Annotated in this window: 18 protein-coding genes; 10 read left to right on the forward strand and 8 right to left on the reverse strand. The window is 61.1% G+C overall.

What is annotated here, in order from left to right; translation table 11 throughout:
* Positions 1-27 precede the first annotated feature (27 nt).
* Positions 28-1,716, reverse strand: coding sequence for an AMP-binding protein (locus tag OIM99_RS16590; protein WP_311851549.1), 1,689 nt, complete (start codon positions 1,714-1,716; stop codon positions 28-30).
* Positions 1,717-1,853: 137 nt separating this feature from the next.
* Between OIM99_RS16590 and OIM99_RS16595 the strand changes: the two genes are divergently transcribed.
* Entirely contained in the window at positions 1,854-2,834 is a 981-nt protein-coding gene (locus OIM99_RS16595; protein ID WP_311851550.1) for a tripartite tricarboxylate transporter substrate binding protein, read from the forward strand.
* A 154-nt stretch (positions 2,835-2,988) separates the two neighbouring features.
* On the opposite strand, the gene OIM99_RS16600 is transcribed toward OIM99_RS16595, so the two are convergent.
* The 3 genes from OIM99_RS16600 to OIM99_RS16610 are packed head-to-tail and all read right to left on the reverse strand — an operon-like array spanning position 2,989 to position 5,374.
* Positions 2,989-3,867: an intradiol ring-cleavage dioxygenase gene (locus tag OIM99_RS16600; protein ID WP_311851551.1), complete on the reverse strand. Its 879-nt coding sequence runs from the start codon at positions 3,865-3,867 to the stop codon at positions 2,989-2,991.
* Positions 3,868-3,921: 54 nt separating this feature from the next.
* Positions 3,922-4,536, reverse strand: coding sequence for a nuclear transport factor 2 family protein (locus OIM99_RS16605; protein ID WP_311852277.1), 615 nt, complete (start codon positions 4,534-4,536; stop codon positions 3,922-3,924).
* A gap of 43 nt (positions 4,537-4,579) precedes the next feature.
* A complete protein-coding gene (locus tag OIM99_RS16610; RefSeq protein WP_311851552.1) occupies positions 4,580-5,374 on the reverse strand; it encodes an alpha/beta hydrolase in 795 nt (264 codons plus the stop codon).
* Between the two features lie 196 nt (positions 5,375-5,570).
* Here OIM99_RS16610 and OIM99_RS16615 point away from each other — a divergent pair, with 196 nt between their 5' ends.
* The 4 genes from OIM99_RS16615 (at position 5,571) to OIM99_RS16630 (ending at position 8,902) form a co-directional block, all read left to right on the forward strand.
* The gene (locus OIM99_RS16615) at positions 5,571-6,857 is read left to right on the forward strand and encodes an O-acetylhomoserine aminocarboxypropyltransferase (RefSeq protein WP_311851553.1); all 1,287 of its coding nucleotides are present in this window, start codon (positions 5,571-5,573) and stop codon (positions 6,855-6,857) included.
* A gap of 103 nt (positions 6,858-6,960) precedes the next feature.
* On the forward strand, positions 6,961-7,752 hold the full coding sequence (locus OIM99_RS16620) for a hypothetical protein (RefSeq protein ID WP_311851554.1): 792 nt from the start codon (positions 6,961-6,963) through the stop codon (positions 7,750-7,752).
* Positions 7,753-7,771: 19 nt separating this feature from the next.
* Positions 7,772-8,341: an NnrU family protein gene (locus OIM99_RS16625; protein ID WP_311851555.1), complete on the forward strand. Its 570-nt coding sequence runs from the start codon at positions 7,772-7,774 to the stop codon at positions 8,339-8,341.
* 66 nt (positions 8,342-8,407) lie between these two features.
* Entirely contained in the window at positions 8,408-8,902 is a 495-nt protein-coding gene (locus tag OIM99_RS16630; protein WP_311851556.1) for a hypothetical protein, read from the forward strand.
* 40 nt (positions 8,903-8,942) lie between these two features.
* Here OIM99_RS16630 and OIM99_RS16635 read toward each other — a convergent pair whose 3' ends face one another.
* Positions 8,943-10,010 carry a COX15/CtaA family protein gene (locus tag OIM99_RS16635; RefSeq protein ID WP_311851557.1) on the reverse strand — a complete coding sequence of 356 codons (1,068 nt, stop codon included), beginning with the start codon at positions 10,008-10,010 and terminating at the stop codon, positions 8,943-8,945.
* Positions 10,011-10,209: 199 nt separating this feature from the next.
* Between OIM99_RS16635 and OIM99_RS16640 the strand changes: the two genes are divergently transcribed.
* Entirely contained in the window at positions 10,210-10,419 is a 210-nt protein-coding gene (locus OIM99_RS16640; protein ID WP_311851558.1) for a DUF2842 domain-containing protein, read from the forward strand.
* 298 nt (positions 10,420-10,717) lie between these two features.
* Positions 10,718-11,011, forward strand: a complete 294-nt coding sequence (locus tag OIM99_RS16645; RefSeq protein ID WP_311851559.1) for a hypothetical protein — start codon at positions 10,718-10,720, stop codon at positions 11,009-11,011.
* Between the two features lie 37 nt (positions 11,012-11,048).
* On the opposite strand, the gene OIM99_RS16650 is transcribed toward OIM99_RS16645, so the two are convergent.
* Positions 11,049-11,699 carry a hypothetical protein gene (locus OIM99_RS16650; protein WP_311851560.1) on the reverse strand — a complete coding sequence of 217 codons (651 nt, stop codon included), beginning with the start codon at positions 11,697-11,699 and terminating at the stop codon, positions 11,049-11,051.
* Between the two features lie 86 nt (positions 11,700-11,785).
* Entirely contained in the window at positions 11,786-12,250 is a 465-nt protein-coding gene (locus tag OIM99_RS16655; protein ID WP_311851561.1) for a MarR family transcriptional regulator, read from the reverse strand.
* A 96-nt stretch (positions 12,251-12,346) separates the two neighbouring features.
* On the opposite strand from OIM99_RS16655, the gene OIM99_RS16660 reads away from it, so the two are divergent.
* Positions 12,347-13,588 carry an FAD-dependent monooxygenase gene (locus OIM99_RS16660; RefSeq protein ID WP_311851562.1) on the forward strand — a complete coding sequence of 414 codons (1,242 nt, stop codon included), beginning with the start codon at positions 12,347-12,349 and terminating at the stop codon, positions 13,586-13,588.
* 54 nt (positions 13,589-13,642) lie between these two features.
* On the opposite strand, the gene OIM99_RS16665 is transcribed toward OIM99_RS16660, so the two are convergent.
* Complete coding sequence (locus OIM99_RS16665; protein WP_311851563.1) at positions 13,643-14,836, reverse strand: ABC transporter substrate-binding protein; 1,194 nt, start codon at positions 14,834-14,836, stop codon at positions 13,643-13,645.
* A gap of 459 nt (positions 14,837-15,295) precedes the next feature.
* On the opposite strand from OIM99_RS16665, the gene OIM99_RS16670 reads away from it, so the two are divergent.
* Positions 15,296-16,051 (forward strand): ABC transporter ATP-binding protein, encoded by a 756-nt coding sequence (locus OIM99_RS16670; RefSeq protein ID WP_311851564.1) that lies wholly within the window; start codon positions 15,296-15,298, stop codon positions 16,049-16,051.
* Positions 16,044-16,793 (forward strand): ABC transporter ATP-binding protein, encoded by a 750-nt coding sequence (locus tag OIM99_RS16675; RefSeq protein ID WP_311851565.1) that lies wholly within the window; start codon positions 16,044-16,046, stop codon positions 16,791-16,793. The genes OIM99_RS16670 and OIM99_RS16675 overlap by 8 nt, the downstream gene beginning before the upstream one ends.
* Positions 16,794-16,830: the final 37 nt, after the last annotated feature.

Below are 16,830 nucleotides of genomic sequence, written 5' to 3' on the forward strand. Positions count from 1 at the left end.
CCGGTCTGTTTTCAGCAGGACCGGGCTTTATGCCGTTTCATCCTCCGCCAGACCTAGCTCCTTCTTCATCTGCTCGCGCATGATGAATTTCTGCACCTTTCCGGTGACGGTCATCGGGAAGGCTTCGACGAAGCGCAGATAGCGCGGAATCTTGTAGTGGGCGATCTGCCCCTGGCAGAAGTCGCGCACGTCCTGGTCGATCAAGGTGACGCCATCGCGCACGATGATCCAGGCGCACAACTCCTCGCCATATTTGCGATCGGGAACGCCGATCACCTGCACATCCCTGATCTTGGGATGGCGATAGAGAAATTCCTCGATCTCCCGCGGATAGATGTTCTCGCCGCCCCGGATCACCAGATCCTTGATACGCCCCACAATGTTGCAATAGCCCTCGTCGTCGATGACGGCGAGGTCGCCGCTGTGCATCCAACCATCGCTGTCGATCGCCTTGGCGGTCTGCTCGGCATCGTCCCAATAGCCCCGCATGACGAGATAGCCGCGCGCGCATAATTCGCCCGAGACGCCGCACGGCACGGTGTTGCCGTCCACATCGACGATCTTGACCTCCCCATGCGGCTGGATGCGCCCGACGGTGGAGACGCGCCGCTCCAGCGGATCGTCGACGCCGCTCTGAAAAGAGACGGGCGAGGTCTCCGTCATGCCGTAAGCGATGGTCACCTGCGGCATATGCAGCTCGCTGATGACGCGTTTCATCACCTCGATCGGGCAAGGGCTGCCCGCCATGATCCCCGTGCGCAGACTGGAGACATCGAACGTGGCGAAATCCGGGTGATCGAGCACACCGATGAACATGGTGGGAACGCCGTAAAGCGCCGTGCAGCGTTCTTGCGCCACCGTCTCCAGAACGGCACGCGGCTCAAACGCTTCCGCCGGATAGATCATGGTCGCGCCATGGGTGAGGCAACCGAGATTGCCCATCACCATGCCGAAGCAATGGTAGAGCGGCACGGGAATGCACAGGCGATCACCGGGAGCGAGACGGATCGCATCGCCGACGAAGCGGCCATTGTTGAGGATGTTGCGATGGCTCAGTGTCGCGCCCTTCGGCGCCCCCGTCGTGCCGGAGGTGAATTGAATGTTGATGGGCTCTTGCGCGCTGAGTTCGCGGCCACGGGCTTGAAGCGCCGCCAACTCGGCCTCGCTCGGCGCAACGAGCAGATCGTCGAAATTCGCCATGCCTGGCGTGTGCTCGGTGCCGAGACGAAACACCCATTTGAGGCTTGGAAACCGCGCCGCCTGCAAAGCGCCGGGCGGACAGTCCCGCAACTCCGGCGCAAGATCGCCCAACATGGCCAGATAGTCGCTCGTCTTGAAGGACGCGGCCAAGACGATGCCACGGCAGCCGACCTTGTTGATCGCATAGTCCAACTCGGCCCGGCGATAGGCTGGATTGATGTTGACCAGAATGAGCCCGGCCTTCGCCGTCGCGAACTGCGTCAACGCCCATTCGACATTGTTCTGCGACCAGATCGCCAGCCGATCGCCTTTGGCAAAGCCCAGGCGCATGAACGAACAGGCCAGCGCATCGACCTTGGCGCGTAGCTCGCCATAGGTGAGCCGGATGTTCTGATGGCGCGAGACCAGAGCTTCGCGATCGGCATGGTGGGCACAGACCTCGTCGAAATAGCGCCCAATCGTTTCCTCGATCAGTGGCCCATCGGTCGCGCCCGTCACGAAACTGAGGTTCGCCATCGCCCTCTCCGGCTCGTCGTCCTACCCTGATCGGCGATTGTTCTGCACGGATCGGTGATGGACAAGCGCCTAGATGGTTTTCCGGTTGACCGATGGCAGGAAGCCTGTGATCCTTCCCAAAATCCTGGGAGGGGACAATGAGATTTGCACGCATCGTGGCGGTCGTCGCGGCCATGGCCGCCGGCCTGACAGCACAAATGACGTCGACGCAGGCGCAAGACAACTATCCCGACAAGCCCGTGCGCATCATGCTTGGCTTCGCCGCTGGATCGGGTGCCGACATTCCCGCCCGCTTCCTGCTCGAACAGCTTCGCCAGATCACCAACGGCGCCACTTTCATCGTCGACAACCGGCCCGGCGCCTCCGGCAATATCGCCGTTGATGCCGGCGCCAAGGCCAAGCCAGACGGCTACACCCTGCTGCTCGCCTCCACCGCCACCACGGCCGGCAATGCGGCGCTCTATAAGCCCGTTCCCTTCGACGTGAAGAAGGAACTGGTACCAATAGCCGCTCTGCACGAAAACGGTTTCGCTCTGGCGATCGGCCCGGACAATCCCTCGAAAAATGTCGCCGAGTTGACCCAATATCTCAAAGCCAAAGGCAAGCGCGCCACCTATGGCTGGGCGACCACCGTCGGGCTCGCCGCCTCCGTCGCCTATACCTCCGGCGCCAGCCTCGACATGACGCCCGTCGCCTACAAGATCACGCCCGATGCGGTGCGCGATCTGTCCGCCGGCCAGCTCGATTTCGTCTTCGTCGACACGCTCTATGCCAGCGGCCAGGAGCGGCAAGGCAAGGTGAAACTGCTCGCGGTGACGACGGCCGCCGCCAATCCTGCCATGCCGAACGTGCCGACCATGGACTCGCTCGGCTACCGCACCTCCGACACGACGCCGATCTGGGCCATGTGGGCACCGACCGGCACGCCGAAGCCGATCCTCGACAAACTGGCCAACTGGTTCATGCAGGCGGCCGGCTCGAAAGCCTATGCCGACTTCCTGCTCAACAACGGCGGCGTGCCGGTGAAGGGCGATGCGGCCTTCATGACGAAGAAACTCGACGAAGCCATCGTCGCCTGGAACAAGGTGGCGGAAGTGGCGAAGATCGATATCAAGTAAAGCAACGCGGCACTCTTGGTGTCATCCCCCGACACCTGCGCAGCAGGTGATCGGGGATCCAGGAGCGTGCGATAAAACGATTTAGACAGAAGCGGTTGCCCCTGGGTACCGGATCACGCCGTTGGCGTGTCCGGTATGACACCAGGCGCTTGGCTCACGCCGCCTTCTTGTCTTCCTTCGCCATTACAAAATCATAGGTGATGGTGACGAAGGGCTCGTTCATCACCTTGCCGTCGGGCGCTTTGCCCGGCGGATGTTCCTTGTATTCGCGGATCAGCGATTCCTTGACGCCGAACACCGCATCGGAATCGATGTATTTGTCGGTCGGGTCGAAGATATGCGTCACCAGCCGGCGATGGCCTGCGGCCGTGAAGATGAAATGCAGATGCGCAGGCCGCATCGGATGACGGCCCTGCGCGCGCAGCATTTCACCAACCGGACCATCGGTCGGCACCGGATAGCAGGTCGGCTTGATCGACCAGAAGAAATAGCGGCCTTCGCTATCGGTCTTGAAGCGACCGCGACCGCCCGGCCCGCCCAGCTTTTCCATCTGCTGCACGTCATAGAAACCGTCGTCGTCGGAATGCCAAACGTCCATCTGCGCATTGGCGAGCGGCGTGCCATCCTCCGAGCGCAACGTGCCGTAGATATAGGCCGGCTCGCCCTTCATATTGCCGTGGATGTCGTCGCCCATCTTGCAGTCAGGCATCTGCGCCGTCCAGAACGGCCCCAGCACCGTCGACTGGGTGATGTCGCCATGCACCGGATGGTTGATGGAATCGACCAGGGTCGACACACCAAGCGTATCGGAGAGCAACACGAATTCCTGCCGCACGTCGTCACAGATCTGGCCCGTGCGCGTCAGGAAGTCGATGGCGAAACCCCATTCTTCCTCCGTCGGGCGCACGTCGCGCACGAAGTCGTGCAGATGCTTCACCAATGAGGTGCAAACTTCTTTCACCCGCGCATTCGGCGCATTGGCGAAGCGCTCAATCACCGCCGGCGTAATGCTGTTTTCGTCGAGCTCGCGCATACTATCCCCTCAAAGAAACGTGATCTCTTTCGTGTTCTGATTAGTCGGGCCCAATCAATCGTGGCCCCAAGACAGGGGCTTGCCGGCCAGCCATTCTTCGCCCGCTGCATAAAGCGCCTCGACGCGCTCGCCCTTCAGCCCCGGCATGTTGGTCTTCACCGGGAAACCAATCTTCGACTGGATGTAGGCGAGATGGCGATAGCCCTCGGGGAAGGAGTTGAGCAGTTTTTCGTCGAGCGGCACTTTCTCGCCGGCCCGCACCGGGTCCATGCGATCCTTCTCATAGATCGGCTGGCGCAGCACGAAGCCCCATTTGCCGTCGCGCTTCTCCAGGAAATCGTAGAAGCGGCCGACGCAGACCACGTCGACGAGAATGTCGTGCACGGTGTCGCGCTGAGAAATATGCATCTTGGTTTCGGCGATGGCGCGATTGCCACGGATCTCCGACGTATGCGCGCCCTGCGAATGCAGAATGCTCACGCCAGCAGCCCAGGCCTTCTTGTTCATGGCGATGAATTCATCGCCGGTGCCCTGCGTCCAAGTGGCGAACATCTTGCCATCCGGATGCCAGACCGTGCGGAACTTCTCCCAATAGCCGGCATCGCGCCACAGCACCCAATTGTCGACAAGCTGGCGCACGGCGATACGGTCGAGCACGTCCTGATCCATTTCCACAGCCACTCCTTTGCATTCCTCGTGTTCTAAAACGTCGTCAGAGACGCGCCGCCTTGGCGATCACGTCGGCCGATACCTTTGGATGCGTCAGCGCCACCACATGGTCATGCGGCAGGCGCTCGACGAAAGCGAATTGCGGGTCTTTGCTGGCGCGCGCGTAGAAGGGCGCGAACGACGAAGCCGGATTGGCTCCGCACCAGACATAGACGTAGTTCACCCCTTGCGGACGTTCGCGGAAGCCCTTGACGGGTTCGGTCATGGTCTTGGCCGGATGCGGTCCGATGCGCGTCGCGCACAAAGCCAACAAGGTTTCGTCGGTCACGCTCCAGCGCTGCGCCAGATCGGGCGGCGGCACGGGCTGCCCCGCCTTGTCCAAGTCGTGCGCAAGCTGGTTGTTCACAAGATCGGCGAGCGACTCCCCATCCTTCGGATCGAAGGCGTCGAAATAGACTAAAGTCCGAATGCGGTCCTTGACGCGCGTCAAAACGCCATTGGCGACCATGCCGCCATAGCTCCAGCCGACCAAGGTCACGTCGCGCAGGTCTTCCATTTCGATGTGATTGACGATGTCCACGATGTGGGTCGACAGATCGATGTCGGGAGCAAGTTGATGCCGGCGTTCGCCAAGCCCGCTCATCGTCGGCGTGGTGACGTCAAACCCTTCCGCGCGCAGCAGCCGCGCCACATCGCGCCATACCCAGCCGCCGAACCACGCGCCGTGCACCAGTACGATCGTGCCTTTGCCGTCCGTCAATCGTCCCTCCTCGATTTGCCCCATAGCGTTTTGCGGTTTGACATCGTCAAAACCGTAAAGACGCGTCAAGCGCGTCATGGCGGTCTCTCTCGTCCCTGTTGCGCGGTCAAGAGGTTGCAAGCCTTTGCATGAGAACGTCTCCGCCTTCCGCCCGTCATGGCCGCCAGCTAAGGTGGGCGGCTTCCACAGGCCCGGCCGGATGGCGATTGACGCGCGCCATCTGTTCTATAAAAAGAACAAAGCGTCCTGTTTTATGAAATCCCCGCGAGGTGCCATGACCGATACGCCTGCCCCTGGTTTCTCCACCCTCGCCGTCCATGCCGGCGCCCAGCCCGATCCGGCCACCGGCGCGCGCGCCACCCCAATTTATCAGACGACGTCGTTCGTCTTCGACGATGTCGATCACGCCGCCTCGCTGTTCGGCCTGCAGGCGTTCGGCAACATCTATACGCGCATCACCAACCCGACCAACGCGGTGTTGGAAGAGCGGGTGGCAGCGCTGGAAGGCGGCACGGCGGCACTCGCCGTCGCCTCAGGGCACGCCGCCGAATTCCTCGCCTTTCATGCGCTGATGCAACCGGGCGACGAAGTGATCGCCGCGAATAAGCTCTATGGCGGCTCGATCAACCAGTTCAACCACTCGTGGAAAAACTTCGGCTGGAACGTCAAATGGGCCGATCCCGATGATCTCGCCTCGTTCGAAGCCGCCGTCAGCCCGCGCACCAAGGCGATCTTCATCGAATCCATCGCCAATCCCGGCGGCGTCATCGTCGACATCGAAGCGATTTCCAAGATCGCCAAGCGCGCCCGCGTGCCGCTGATCGTCGACAACACGCTGGCGACCCCCTATCTGCTCCGTCCCTTCGAACACGGCGCCGACATCGTCATCCATTCGGCGACGAAATTCATGGGCGGCCACGGCAATTCCATCGCGGGCGTCATCGTCGACGGCGGCACGTTCGATTGGCTCGCCGACAAGCGCTATCCGATGATCTCGGCACCGCGTCCGGAATATAACGGCATGACTTTAGGTGAGACGTTCGGCAATTTCGCCTTCGCCATCGCCTGCCGCGTGCTCAGCCTGCGCGATCTCGGCCCCGCATTGTCGCCGTTCAATGCCTTCATGGTGCTGACCGGCATCGAGACCCTGCCACTGCGCATGCAGCGCCATTCCGACAATGCCTTGAAGGTAGCGGAATTTCTCTCCGGCCATCCGGCGGTGAAATGGGTTTCCTATCCGGGCCTGAAGGGCGACCGCTATTACAATCTGGCGCAGAAATATTGTCCGAAGGGCGCCGGCGCTGTGTTCACCTTCGGCCTCAAGGGCGGCTATGACGCGGGCATCGCGCTGGTGAAAAACCTGCAGCTCTTCTCGCATCTCGCCAATGTCGGCGACACGCGGTCGCTGGTCATCCACCCGGCCTCGACCACCCATCGCCAGTTGAGCGACGATCAGAAGGTCGCTGCCGGCGCGGGACCGGACGTGGTGCGCCTGTCGATCGGCATCGAAGACGCGGCCGACATCATCGCCGACCTTGAACAGGGCCTTGCCGCGACCTAAACTCCGGCGAAACAGCGCGGTTGCCGGTTGATCCGGCAATCGCCGACGATTTCAGGAAGACGAACCGGCGACGACAGGCGTCGTAAATCACTGTAGGTCCCGCATGTTCGTCGCCTTTCATCAGTTGCCGTTGATCGTGATGTTTTTCGTCGTCCTGGCGATTAGCATCATCATCTGCGGGCTTTTGATCGCTCTCGTTCGTTTCCTCATCCCCCGGCTCGGTTACGCGCTTGGCGAACCCCTACCGATCCGGGATTCCCTGATCAATGCCTGCGGCGGTCTCTTTGCTCTGATCGTCGCGTTTTCAGCAGCCGGCATATGGAACGATGCGCTTTCGGCGCGCAACGCCGTGCAACGCGAGGCCGACTCGATCGAGAACGCGATGGTTCTTCTGGTCAGTCTCCCCGACGATGTGCAGTCGAAGCTGAAAGGCGATTTGCAAGCCTATCTGAAGGATGTCGTCGCGATCGATTGGCCCGCCATGGCCAAAGCCATGCCGCTCGACGATGCTGTCTTCGACCAGTCGGAAAAGCATTTGCTGGACGCGATCGGCTCTCTCTCGCAACAGCACGTGTCACTGGCTCGTTTGGCGACCTACACACCGTTGCTCAACCAGCTTCTCGATATCCGCCACGCCCGCCTGGCCCGCCTCGCCGCCTCCAATGCCGGCATCACATGGGCACAATGGATCGCCATGTGGCTGATCTCGACCTCCACACTTCTCGCCATCATTGTCTGCAACAGTCACGCCTTCCGTATGCAGATCGTCGCCTCGTATATTTATGTCCTGGTCGCATCGGCTGCCTATTTCGTCATCCTGGCGCATGATCGGCCCTTCGTCGGCCGGATATCGATCCCGCCAACCGCGATGCAAAGCCTGCTTCTTCCACGATAGAACCTATAGAGGTGATGACATGGCAATCCTGATCCTCGGCCTCATCATCTTTCTCGGCGCCCATACGCTGACGACTTTGCGCGAAACCCGCGCCGGGCTGATCGCGCGCTTTGGCGAGAACGGCTACAAGGGCCTCTATTCCCTCGTCTCGGCCGTCGGCCTGATCCTCATGGTCTATGGTTTCGGCAGCTATCGCGCTGCCGGCTATATTCCCATCTGGGATCCGCCGGTCTGGACGCGGCATCTGGCGATCCCCCTCGTCTGGCTCGCCTTCATCGCCATCATCGCGACCTATGCGCCGCCGGGCAAGATCAAGGGGTGGCTGCATCACCCCATGCTCGTCGCCATCAAGATCTGGGCCTTCGCGCATCTGCTCGCCAATGGCGATCTCGGCGGCATCCTCCTGTTCGGCTCGCTGCTCGCCTGGGCGGTGTGGGATCGCATCGCCGTGAAGAAGCGTGGCGACCTCGGCGCGCCGGCCAGCGCCAGTTTCACCAAGGGCGACGCCATAGCCGTCATCGCGGGCACGATCGCCGCCGGGGCGATGGTCGCCATCCACCCTTATGTGATCGGCGTGCCGGTCGTGTGAAGCGCCCCATTCCAGCAAGCAGGAAAAATGAACGAAGCCCTCCATTTCCCTTTCAAACCTTTTCGTATGTCTCTTTGGCTTTTGCTGTTTCTGGTTCTCGCCGGCGGTTTCGCCTGGATGGCCTGGCTGTCGCTCAACCCGCATTTCTATGATCATCCGCACGGGCGCCATGCCTGGTTCGGCGAGCTGATGCACGACTTTCCGGTGTCGGTGCGCGTTGGCTTCTGGGCTCTGCTGGCCGCGGTGACGGCTTTCGGCGGCGGCATTTTTCTGCGCCGCTGGCTCAGCGGTTTGTCGCCGCTCAGCCTGTCGGCGCAGGGCATTACCGGTTTCAGCAAGGGCGTCGGCCTCAAGCAGATGACGATCCCCTGGCAGGAGATCGGCAATGTCAGCGTGATGAAGTCCAACCTCAGCATCGCCGGCACGGCCGTCGACACAGGCGGCATCCGCAAGCCAAAGCCGCCGGCAATCACCGTCAACACGTCGATGATCGGCCAGAAGCCGGACAAGCTGCTGGAACGTATCGCCGCTTATCGCAATGGCCTGCAGGGCGCCGATTGAATCAAAATCTCAACGCGAGCCGCTAAACGACTCTGGCAATTCAGGATTTCGCCACCGCCAACCGCCGCCAATGTACGGTGGCGACGATCAGCACGCACATGGCAAAACCCTGATGCGCCAACGCCCAGCCGATGGGGATACGGCCTTCAGGAAACACCAGCAGCAGAGTGGCGATGCCCAATCCCGCCTGGACGATAACCATGCCCAGCAACAGCCAGGCGCGGCCGGCGGCGAGCGTGGCGCGCAGGCTGAAGGCATGCCAGAGCGCGATGGCGAGCAGCGCATAGGCCCACATGCGATGCTGGAATTGCACGATGGTGACGTTCTCGAAGAAATTGCGCCAAGTCGGCTCGAGATCGGTGCGGAACATGAAGTTTGGCACGAAGGAACCGTCCATCAATGGCCAGCTATTGTAGGACAGACCGGCCCGCGAACCGGCCACCAGCGCGCCGAGCGCGATCTGCAATAGAACGGCGATGAGCAAGATCAAGCCACCGCGTTTGGCCCTCGCATCCCGGTCGCTCTTGCCCGACAGGCCGACGGCGATGGCAACCAGGGCCACGAGGGTGATCGAGGCGAGGATCAGATGGATCATCAGCCGTTCGGGCGCCACTTCCGTGCGGCCCGCGAGGCCGGAGGCCACCATCCACCAGCCGACAGCCCCTTGCAAACCGCCGAGCGCCAGCACCGCCGGGAGTTGCCAGCGCAGCTTGCCCTTCACCTGCCCACGCAGCCAGAACCAGAGAAGCGGCAGCGCGAAGGCGATGCCGATCAGGCGGCCGAGCAGCCGGTGCGACCATTCCCAGTAATAGATGAACTTGAAGTCGCTCAGCGCCATCGTGGGAAACATCTGAGAATATTGCGGAATCTGCTTGTATCGCTCGAATTCTGCCAGCCACGCCGCTTCCGACAACGGCGGAATGGCGCCCAGCACCGGCTTCCATTCGGTGATCGACAGGCCGGATTCCGTCAGCCGCGTCGCGCCGCCGACCAGAACCATGGCGAACACCAGCAGCGCGACGCCCCACAGCCAGACCCGCATGGCGGTCTGCCCGCCCGAAACGTCGGTTGTGGAATGAAGAGGCGAAGCGACCGTCTGCGAGGTCATGGTTGAATTCCGCGCTGGGTGCGTTTTGCCGCATGGCCTGCCTGGCCGCTGCAAAGGCGCATCAAAACAAAGACATACGAAAGAGCAAAATGCATTTCTATCGAGACGCGTTTTGCTTTAAAGCGCCCGGAGAGATAAGCCCTTGGCGCGCGGGCGTCCACGGACGTCACGTCGCACCTCAATTGGACAGCAGTGGATCATGAAACGGCGGACGCGGAAACTGATCGGCGCGGCGGTGGTTTTGGCCTTCGTGGTCGTCTATGCGCTCGTCGCCATGGCGCTGGCGCAAGCCCGCGTGTTCCAGGAAGCCCATGCGGTGCTGCGCGGCATCGGCTTCGCCTTGCTCGGCATCGGCTGGATCATCCCGATGTTCCCCTTCATCAAGTGGATGGAAGGCGGCGGCGAGTGAAAGCGCCCTGAGGCGACCCGACGACGCCTCATGCTTCTGCATGAGCTATCAGTTGATTACGGAGCCGCCGTTTCGATGACCACCGCATTATATTTTGCGGATCGGCTCCCACTTTCAAATAGCACTGTGTAGGCGGCAATCAGTACAGCGACGAATAAAACCCAAGCGGTCAAACTCATACTGAAAACTCCTTTTCCTCCCCAAAAGGCGCGGACTGTATACAGTATTTGGTTGGCAGCTCAAAGCCCTTCCGCTTGCAACTTTGGATTGCTAACGTGGCCGGCGACGAGGGCTGACGATGCACGACAATCCATTGCCGTCTTACATCCGTCGAACAGCGCAGAATGCCGCCTCCCTGAACATGCGCAAATTCAGGCGCGATCAGTGGAATGAAGCCGATTGGGCGGTGCTGATCGAAACGAAAGAAAAGCTCATTCGCTCCCATTACAGCCGCTTGGGAGAGGCCATCGATTCAGAAAATCCCTTTCAGCGCTTTCAGATGATCGACATCTTGGAGCGCAACGGGCACCTTCACGGACCGATCTCCGACATCAAAAGCAAGATCGCCATTTATCTCGAGAAGCACGGGTGATCTTGGTTTGATCAAAGGGCAGTGAGACCCTTGATCGTCAGCATCCCGCTCGGCAGCGGATGGACGTCACCTTTTGCTGACTCACCTCTTCGTCTTGCGTCACGATCTCGACCAACGTATCGCCGCGTCGCCAGACATAAAGACAATGCCCAAGACCAGTGCCTGAACAAGCCCAGGTTTCAGGCCGGCCTTTGCAGCGGCCATCATCACTCAAACAGGTCTCGGGCTTCTCGGGCGGCGCGGGCTTCCAGCCCAGCACCTGCAAGCTATCGCGCGCATCGGCATAAATCGTTCCGCTCGGAAAACTCACCGGCGGTCGGCCACCAGTCGAAGATGACAGATTGCGCCGCTCGCCAATCTTCCAGGCGCAGACGCGCGCCGTTGCATTGCTCCAGCATGCTCCTGAAGCCTGCAATTGTCCGAGATTGTAATGGGCGTGGCGCGCGCCAGCCTCGCCGTTCCAATAGCCTTGCGCGACGTTGCGCTCACTCACCTGGACCTGCGCAAACCATTCGATGTTTTGCCCCCGCTTCGCCGAGATTTGAAACGAGCCATCTGGCATGGCGGTGAAATCGCAGGCGCCATCGATGACGCGCCGCCCCTGCACCTCCAGCAAACAATCCGCCGGCCTGGCGTCGGCCGTCGAGATGAAGCCCAGCAAAAGGCTGACGAAGAGAACCAACCGCATATCCCGCTCCTCTGTCGTTCGCGTTTACTCTAGCGCCGGCTTCTGACGACAATGCATCAAATGACGCGCTTCGACGCGGCGAAAACCTAAGCCTCGAACCGCAATTTGCTGACCCGTTCGCGATTGGCGTCCTGAACCTGGCGGCCTTGTTCGAGGAAGCGGTGGATCGTCTGCAATTCCGCCACCGAATAATCGGCGAAGAACTGATCGGCCTCCCGGATATAAACGCCCCAGATCGCATCGAGGGCCTCGCGCCCCTTCTCGGTCAGTTCCATCAGCACGCCACGCCGGTCGGCGGGATCGGGCTTGCGGCGGGCATAACCGGCCCGCTCGATCCGATCGAGCGCGGTGGTCATGGCCCCGCGCGTCAGCCCGGTAAGTTTGGCGACATCGCCGGCCGCAACCGGCCCGTGCCGGACGATGATGTTGACGCATTTGAGATCGGTTCGATTGAGGCCGAGCGCCGCCGCCGCCGTATCGTCGAAGGCATCCGTCGCCTCCTGAAACAGCTCCATCGCCGTACCGATAGCCTGAATGGTTTCCGCGCGCATTTTGCTTGACACTCTAATAGTTTGATTATCTAATTATAAGATATTCAGCATACCTCGTCCACCGCACAACCGCCAGTTGCTTCTTCGGAGCCCAAAATGCCCTCTTTTCACAAAAGCTTACCCCCAAACCATGTCCTGATCGTCGGCGGCGGTATCGCCGGGCCGGCGCTGGCCCTCTTCCTCGACAAGGCCGGCATCCGCTCGACGATTTATGAGGCCCATGCCGAATTGGCCAATATTGGCGGCGCCATCTGCATCGCCCCCAACGGTATGAACGTGTTGGCTGAGATCGGGCTCGCCGATCGGGTTGCCGACGCCGGCACGCCTATCACGAGCATGGCCTTTCATACGCCGAAGGGTCGCCTGCTCGGCACCATGGCCTACGGCCAGACCGCCGGTGCCGGCCGTCCCGCTATCGCTTTATCCCGCGCGGTCTTTCACGCGATGCTGCTAGAGGCGGCCGCCGCGCGGGGCATCGCCATTCATTACGGCAAGCGTCTCGCCGCGATCGACGACGATGGCACGCGTGTGAGCGCAAAATTCGAAGATGGCAGCGCGGCGCAAGGCGACATCCTGATTGGCGCCGACGGCATCCGCTCGCGCGTGCGCCGCTGCATTCTACCTGACGCGCCGGAGCCTGCCTTCACCGGCCTCGTCGGTGCCGGCGGTTTCCTGCCCAATAGCGCCGTGCCGAATGTCGAACCCAACGGCGAACATGTGATGCATCTCGTCTATGGCACCAAAGCCTTCATCGGCTATGCCTTTGGTGATCGCGGCACCTCTGACGGCGCTTTCTGGTGGTATGCGCTTGCCCGCGACACGCCGCTCGATGCCGCAAGCCGCGCAGCGCTCATCGGTGATGCCGGCATGCAGGCGCTGCTGGCGGCGGGCAACAACTGGTCGCCCGACATTCGCGCCATGCTCGCCAAAACCACCCGCGTGATCCCGCCGCTCGATATTTTCGACATGCCCTCGCTGGCGACCTGGTCGTCGGGCCGGATCGCCTTGATCGGCGATGCCGCCCATGCGGTCAGCCCGCATTCGGGCCAAGGGGTCTCGATGGCGCTTGAAGATGCCCTCGTCATGGCGCGCGAGCTGCGCGACGCGCCAACCACTGAGATGGCCTTCGCAACCTTCCTCGAAAAGCGCCGCGAACGCACCGAAAAGGTGATCGCCTTCGGCCGCCACAGCGGCAACAGCAAACGGCATGGCCCGGTGATCAGCTTCATCCAGAGTTTACTGATGCCACTCTTCCTGCGTTTCGCGCCGAGCTTCGCCTGGGTCTATGACCATCGCGAGGAATGGGAGCGGCCCGAAGAAGCGAAGCGTGCAGCGTGATGCATAAAAAGGAAAGCCCGGTCTGACCGGGCTTTCTCATTCCTAGATCACGCTTCACTTGGTCAGCGGACACCCGCTTTCCGCCGCGCTCGGATAGGCCTGATCGCCCGGCACCGTGGCGAGCAGTTTGTAATAGTCCCACGGCCTCTTCGACTCCGCCGGCTTCTTGACCTCGAACAGATAGACGTCATGCACCATGCGACCATTGGCCAGCACCTTGCCACCGTTGAACACATCGTCATCGACGGGCATCTCCCGCAGCTTCTTCGCCACGACCTCGCTGTCCTTGCTGTTGGCCGCCTTGACTGCCTTCAGATATTGCAAGGTCGCCGAATAGGTGCCGGCTTGGATCATGCTCGGCATGCGGCCGGTGCGTTTGAAATAGCGCTCGGCGAAGGCGCGCGATCTGTCATCGCGGTCCCAGTAATAGGATTCTGTCAGCACCAGGCCCTGCGCCGCCTGGAGGCCGAGGCCATGCACTTCCGCCAGGGTCATCAGCAAGCCTGCCATTTTCTGGCCGCCGGCGACGATGCCGAATTCCGACGCCTGCTTGATCGAATTGATCGTATCAAGACCGGCATTGGCGAGACCGATGACCTTCGCCTTCGAACTTTGCGCCTGCAACAGGAAGGACGAGAAGTCGGACGAATTCAGCGGATGGCGCACCGAGCCCAGCACTTTGCCGCCCTTGGCTTTGACAATAGCCGAAGTGTCTTCTTCCAGCGAATAGCCGAAGGCATAGTCGGCTGTCAGGAAGAACCAGGTGTTGCCGCCCTGTTCGGTCAAGGCACCTCCCGTGCCCACCGCCAATGAGCGGGTGTCGAAAGACCAATGGAACCCATAGGGCGAACAGGCATCGCCACTGATGCGCGAGGTCGCCGCGCCGATGACGATGTCGATCTTCTTCATCTGCTTGGTCAAATCTTGGACAGCCAAGGCGACCGAGGACGTCGTCAATTCGGTGATCATGTCGACGCCATCGACATCATACCATTTGCGGGCGATGCTGACGGCCAGATCCGGCTTGTTCTGGTGGTCGGCGGTCACGAGGTCCACCTTCTGCCCAAGAACTGAGCCGCCGAAATCCTCGATCGCCATTCGGGCCGCTTCCACCGACCATTTGCCGCCATAATCGGCATAGACGCCGGACTGGTCGTTAAGGATGCCGATTTTGACGCCTTGCGCCCAGGCGGAACCACCCAGCAACAGGCTGCAGGCGGCGACAGCCGACAAAAGTCTTCCGGTCATAGAGCCCTCCACACGTTCTCAGAGCCGCCGACAGCCCGATGGGAACCAACGAACGATCCGACCCAAAAGCTTTGTCAGGTTCAATCAGACTATTTGCCAATTCGCAGGCCGCCAAAGACCGGCTTACCAAGGCTGGGCACGCCCTCACCCGCGTGGGTCGGGAACCCAGGACCCGGAACCTTGGAGACGCCTTGCACTGATGAGTTTCGTCATCCACACTGCCAACGGTTCACGACGAGGCAGGACAAAGCCCTAAGCGCCGATGGCGCTGGTGTAGTGGTCTCAGAGCAGGCCATTTTAAAAAAGCAGAACGAATAGCTTGCCAGATGGTGTTGCGGCCGAGAGGGAGACGAAGGGCGGCGTTAGCAGCAACCGACATCAAACGTGCTGGGGAAGGCACATGCGATGTCGCGATGACGTTGCCTCTCCGATGCCGAGCGGTGGTTGGGAGAGATGTGATTGGCAGAAGACTACATTCTTGAAACCCAAGGGCTGACCAAGGAGTTTGCCGGTTTCGTCGCGGTTCATGACGTGAACCTGCGTATCAAGCGAGGCAGCGTTCATGCCCTGATCGGCCCCAACGGCGCCGGCAAGACCACGTGTTTCAACCTGCTGACGAAGTTCCTCACTCCGACGCGCGGTCAGATTCTTTATAAGGGGCAAGACATCACGGCCATGAAACCGGCCGATGTCGCCCGGCTCGGCCTCGTGCGTTCCTTCCAGATCTCAGCCGTCTTCCCTCACCTGACCGCGCTTGAGAACGTGCGCGTGGCCTTGCAACGCCAGCACGGCGACTCGTTCGACTTCTGGCGCTCGAAGAGCGTGCTGAACCGATTCAACGATCGTGCCAAGGAATTGCTGAACGACGTCGGCTTGAGCGCCTTCGCCGAGACGCAGGCGGTCGAAATGTCATACGGCCGCAAACGCGCGTTGGAGATCGCCACCACCTTGGCGCTCGATCCCGAGATGATGCTGCTCGACGAGCCGATGGCCGGCATGGGCCATGAGGATATCGACAAGATCGCCGCCCTCATCAAGCGCATCTCCGCCAAATATACGATCGTCATGGTTGAACATAATCTCAGCGTCGTCGCCAATCTCTCCGATCGGATCACCGTTCTGGCGCGCGGCCGTGTGTTGGCGGAAGGCAATTATGCCGAACTGACCAAGGACGAACGCGTCAAGGAAGCCTATCTGGGAGCCGGCCATGCTTGAGACCGCGACGCCTGTTTCCGGTCTGGATGCGACCGATAACGCCAATCTCGTTCTGTCGGTGCGCAATCTCGAAGCCTGGTATGGCGAATCCCACGTTTTGCACGGCATCGATTTCGACGTGCGCGAGGGCGAGGTGGTGACCTTGCTCGGACGCAACGGCGCCGGCAAGACCACGACCTTGAAATCGATCATGGGGATCATCGGCAAGCGCACGGGCTCCGTCCGCTTTCGCGGCAAGGACATCGTGCGCACCGCCTCCGACAAGATCGCCCGACAAGGCATCGCCATCTGCCCGGAAGAACGCGGCATCTTCGCCAGCCTCGACGTGCGCGAAAACCTCATGCTGCCGCCGATGGTGCAGCCCGGCGGCTTGACGCTCGATCAGATTTTCGAACTGTTCCCCAATTTGAAGGAGCGGCTGAACAGCCAGGGCACGAAACTGTCCGGCGGCGAACAGCAGATGCTGGCTATCGCCCGCATCCTGCGCACCGGCGCGCGCTTCCTCATGCTGGACGAACCGACCGAAGGCCTGGCGCCCGTCATCATTCAGCAGATCGGCAACACCATCGCGCGGCTCAAGTCGCAGGGCTTCACCATCCTGCTGGTCGAACAGAATTTCCGTTGGGCCTCGACCGTTGCCGATCGCTTCTATGTCGTCGAGCACGGCAAGGTGATCGACCATTTCAGCAACGCCAAGCTGCAAGACAATATGGAGAAATTGCACGTCTATCTCGGCGTCTAAAAGACGGAGAGCGGACGCGCCTCAGGGAGTGGTTGAA

This window comes from Methylocella sp. CPCC 101449 (assembly GCF_031921685.1).
GTDB lineage: Bacteria > Pseudomonadota > Alphaproteobacteria > Rhizobiales > Beijerinckiaceae > Terripilifer.

What these genes read in the sequence shown, in the direction of transcription:
- OIM99_RS16595 (WP_311851550.1), top strand. Translation starts at nt 1,854, where the DNA reads ATGAGATTTGCACGCATCGTGGCGGTCGTCGCGGCCATGGCCGCCGGC.
- OIM99_RS16610 (WP_311851552.1), bottom strand. Translation starts at nt 5,374, where the DNA reads ATGACGCGCTTGACGCGTCTTTACGGTTTTGACGATGTCAAACCGCAA.
- OIM99_RS16605 (WP_311852277.1), bottom strand. Translation starts at nt 4,536, where the DNA reads ATGGATCAGGACGTGCTCGACCGTATCGCCGTGCGCCAGCTTGTCGAC.
- OIM99_RS16630 (WP_311851556.1), top strand. Translation starts at nt 8,408, where the DNA reads ATGTCTCTTTGGCTTTTGCTGTTTCTGGTTCTCGCCGGCGGTTTCGCC.
- OIM99_RS16590 (WP_311851549.1), bottom strand. Translation starts at nt 1,716, where the DNA reads ATGGCGAACCTCAGTTTCGTGACGGGCGCGACCGATGGGCCACTGATC.
- OIM99_RS16675 (WP_311851565.1), top strand. Translation starts at nt 16,044, where the DNA reads ATGCTTGAGACCGCGACGCCTGTTTCCGGTCTGGATGCGACCGATAAC.
- OIM99_RS16660 (WP_311851562.1), top strand. Translation starts at nt 12,347, where the DNA reads ATGCCCTCTTTTCACAAAAGCTTACCCCCAAACCATGTCCTGATCGTC.
- OIM99_RS16600 (WP_311851551.1), bottom strand. Translation starts at nt 3,867, where the DNA reads ATGCGCGAGCTCGACGAAAACAGCATTACGCCGGCGGTGATTGAGCGC.
- OIM99_RS16645 (WP_311851559.1), top strand. Translation starts at nt 10,718, where the DNA reads ATGCACGACAATCCATTGCCGTCTTACATCCGTCGAACAGCGCAGAAT.
- OIM99_RS16615 (WP_311851553.1), top strand. Translation starts at nt 5,571, where the DNA reads ATGACCGATACGCCTGCCCCTGGTTTCTCCACCCTCGCCGTCCATGCC.
- OIM99_RS16665 (WP_311851563.1), bottom strand. Translation starts at nt 14,836, where the DNA reads ATGACCGGAAGACTTTTGTCGGCTGTCGCCGCCTGCAGCCTGTTGCTG.
- OIM99_RS16635 (WP_311851557.1), bottom strand. Translation starts at nt 10,010, where the DNA reads ATGACCTCGCAGACGGTCGCTTCGCCTCTTCATTCCACAACCGACGTT.
- OIM99_RS16625 (WP_311851555.1), top strand. Translation starts at nt 7,772, where the DNA reads ATGGCAATCCTGATCCTCGGCCTCATCATCTTTCTCGGCGCCCATACG.
- OIM99_RS16655 (WP_311851561.1), bottom strand. Translation starts at nt 12,250, where the DNA reads ATGCGCGCGGAAACCATTCAGGCTATCGGTACGGCGATGGAGCTGTTT.
- OIM99_RS16650 (WP_311851560.1), bottom strand. Translation starts at nt 11,699, where the DNA reads ATGCGGTTGGTTCTCTTCGTCAGCCTTTTGCTGGGCTTCATCTCGACG.
- OIM99_RS16620 (WP_311851554.1), top strand. Translation starts at nt 6,961, where the DNA reads ATGTTCGTCGCCTTTCATCAGTTGCCGTTGATCGTGATGTTTTTCGTC.
- OIM99_RS16640 (WP_311851558.1), top strand. Translation starts at nt 10,210, where the DNA reads ATGAAACGGCGGACGCGGAAACTGATCGGCGCGGCGGTGGTTTTGGCC.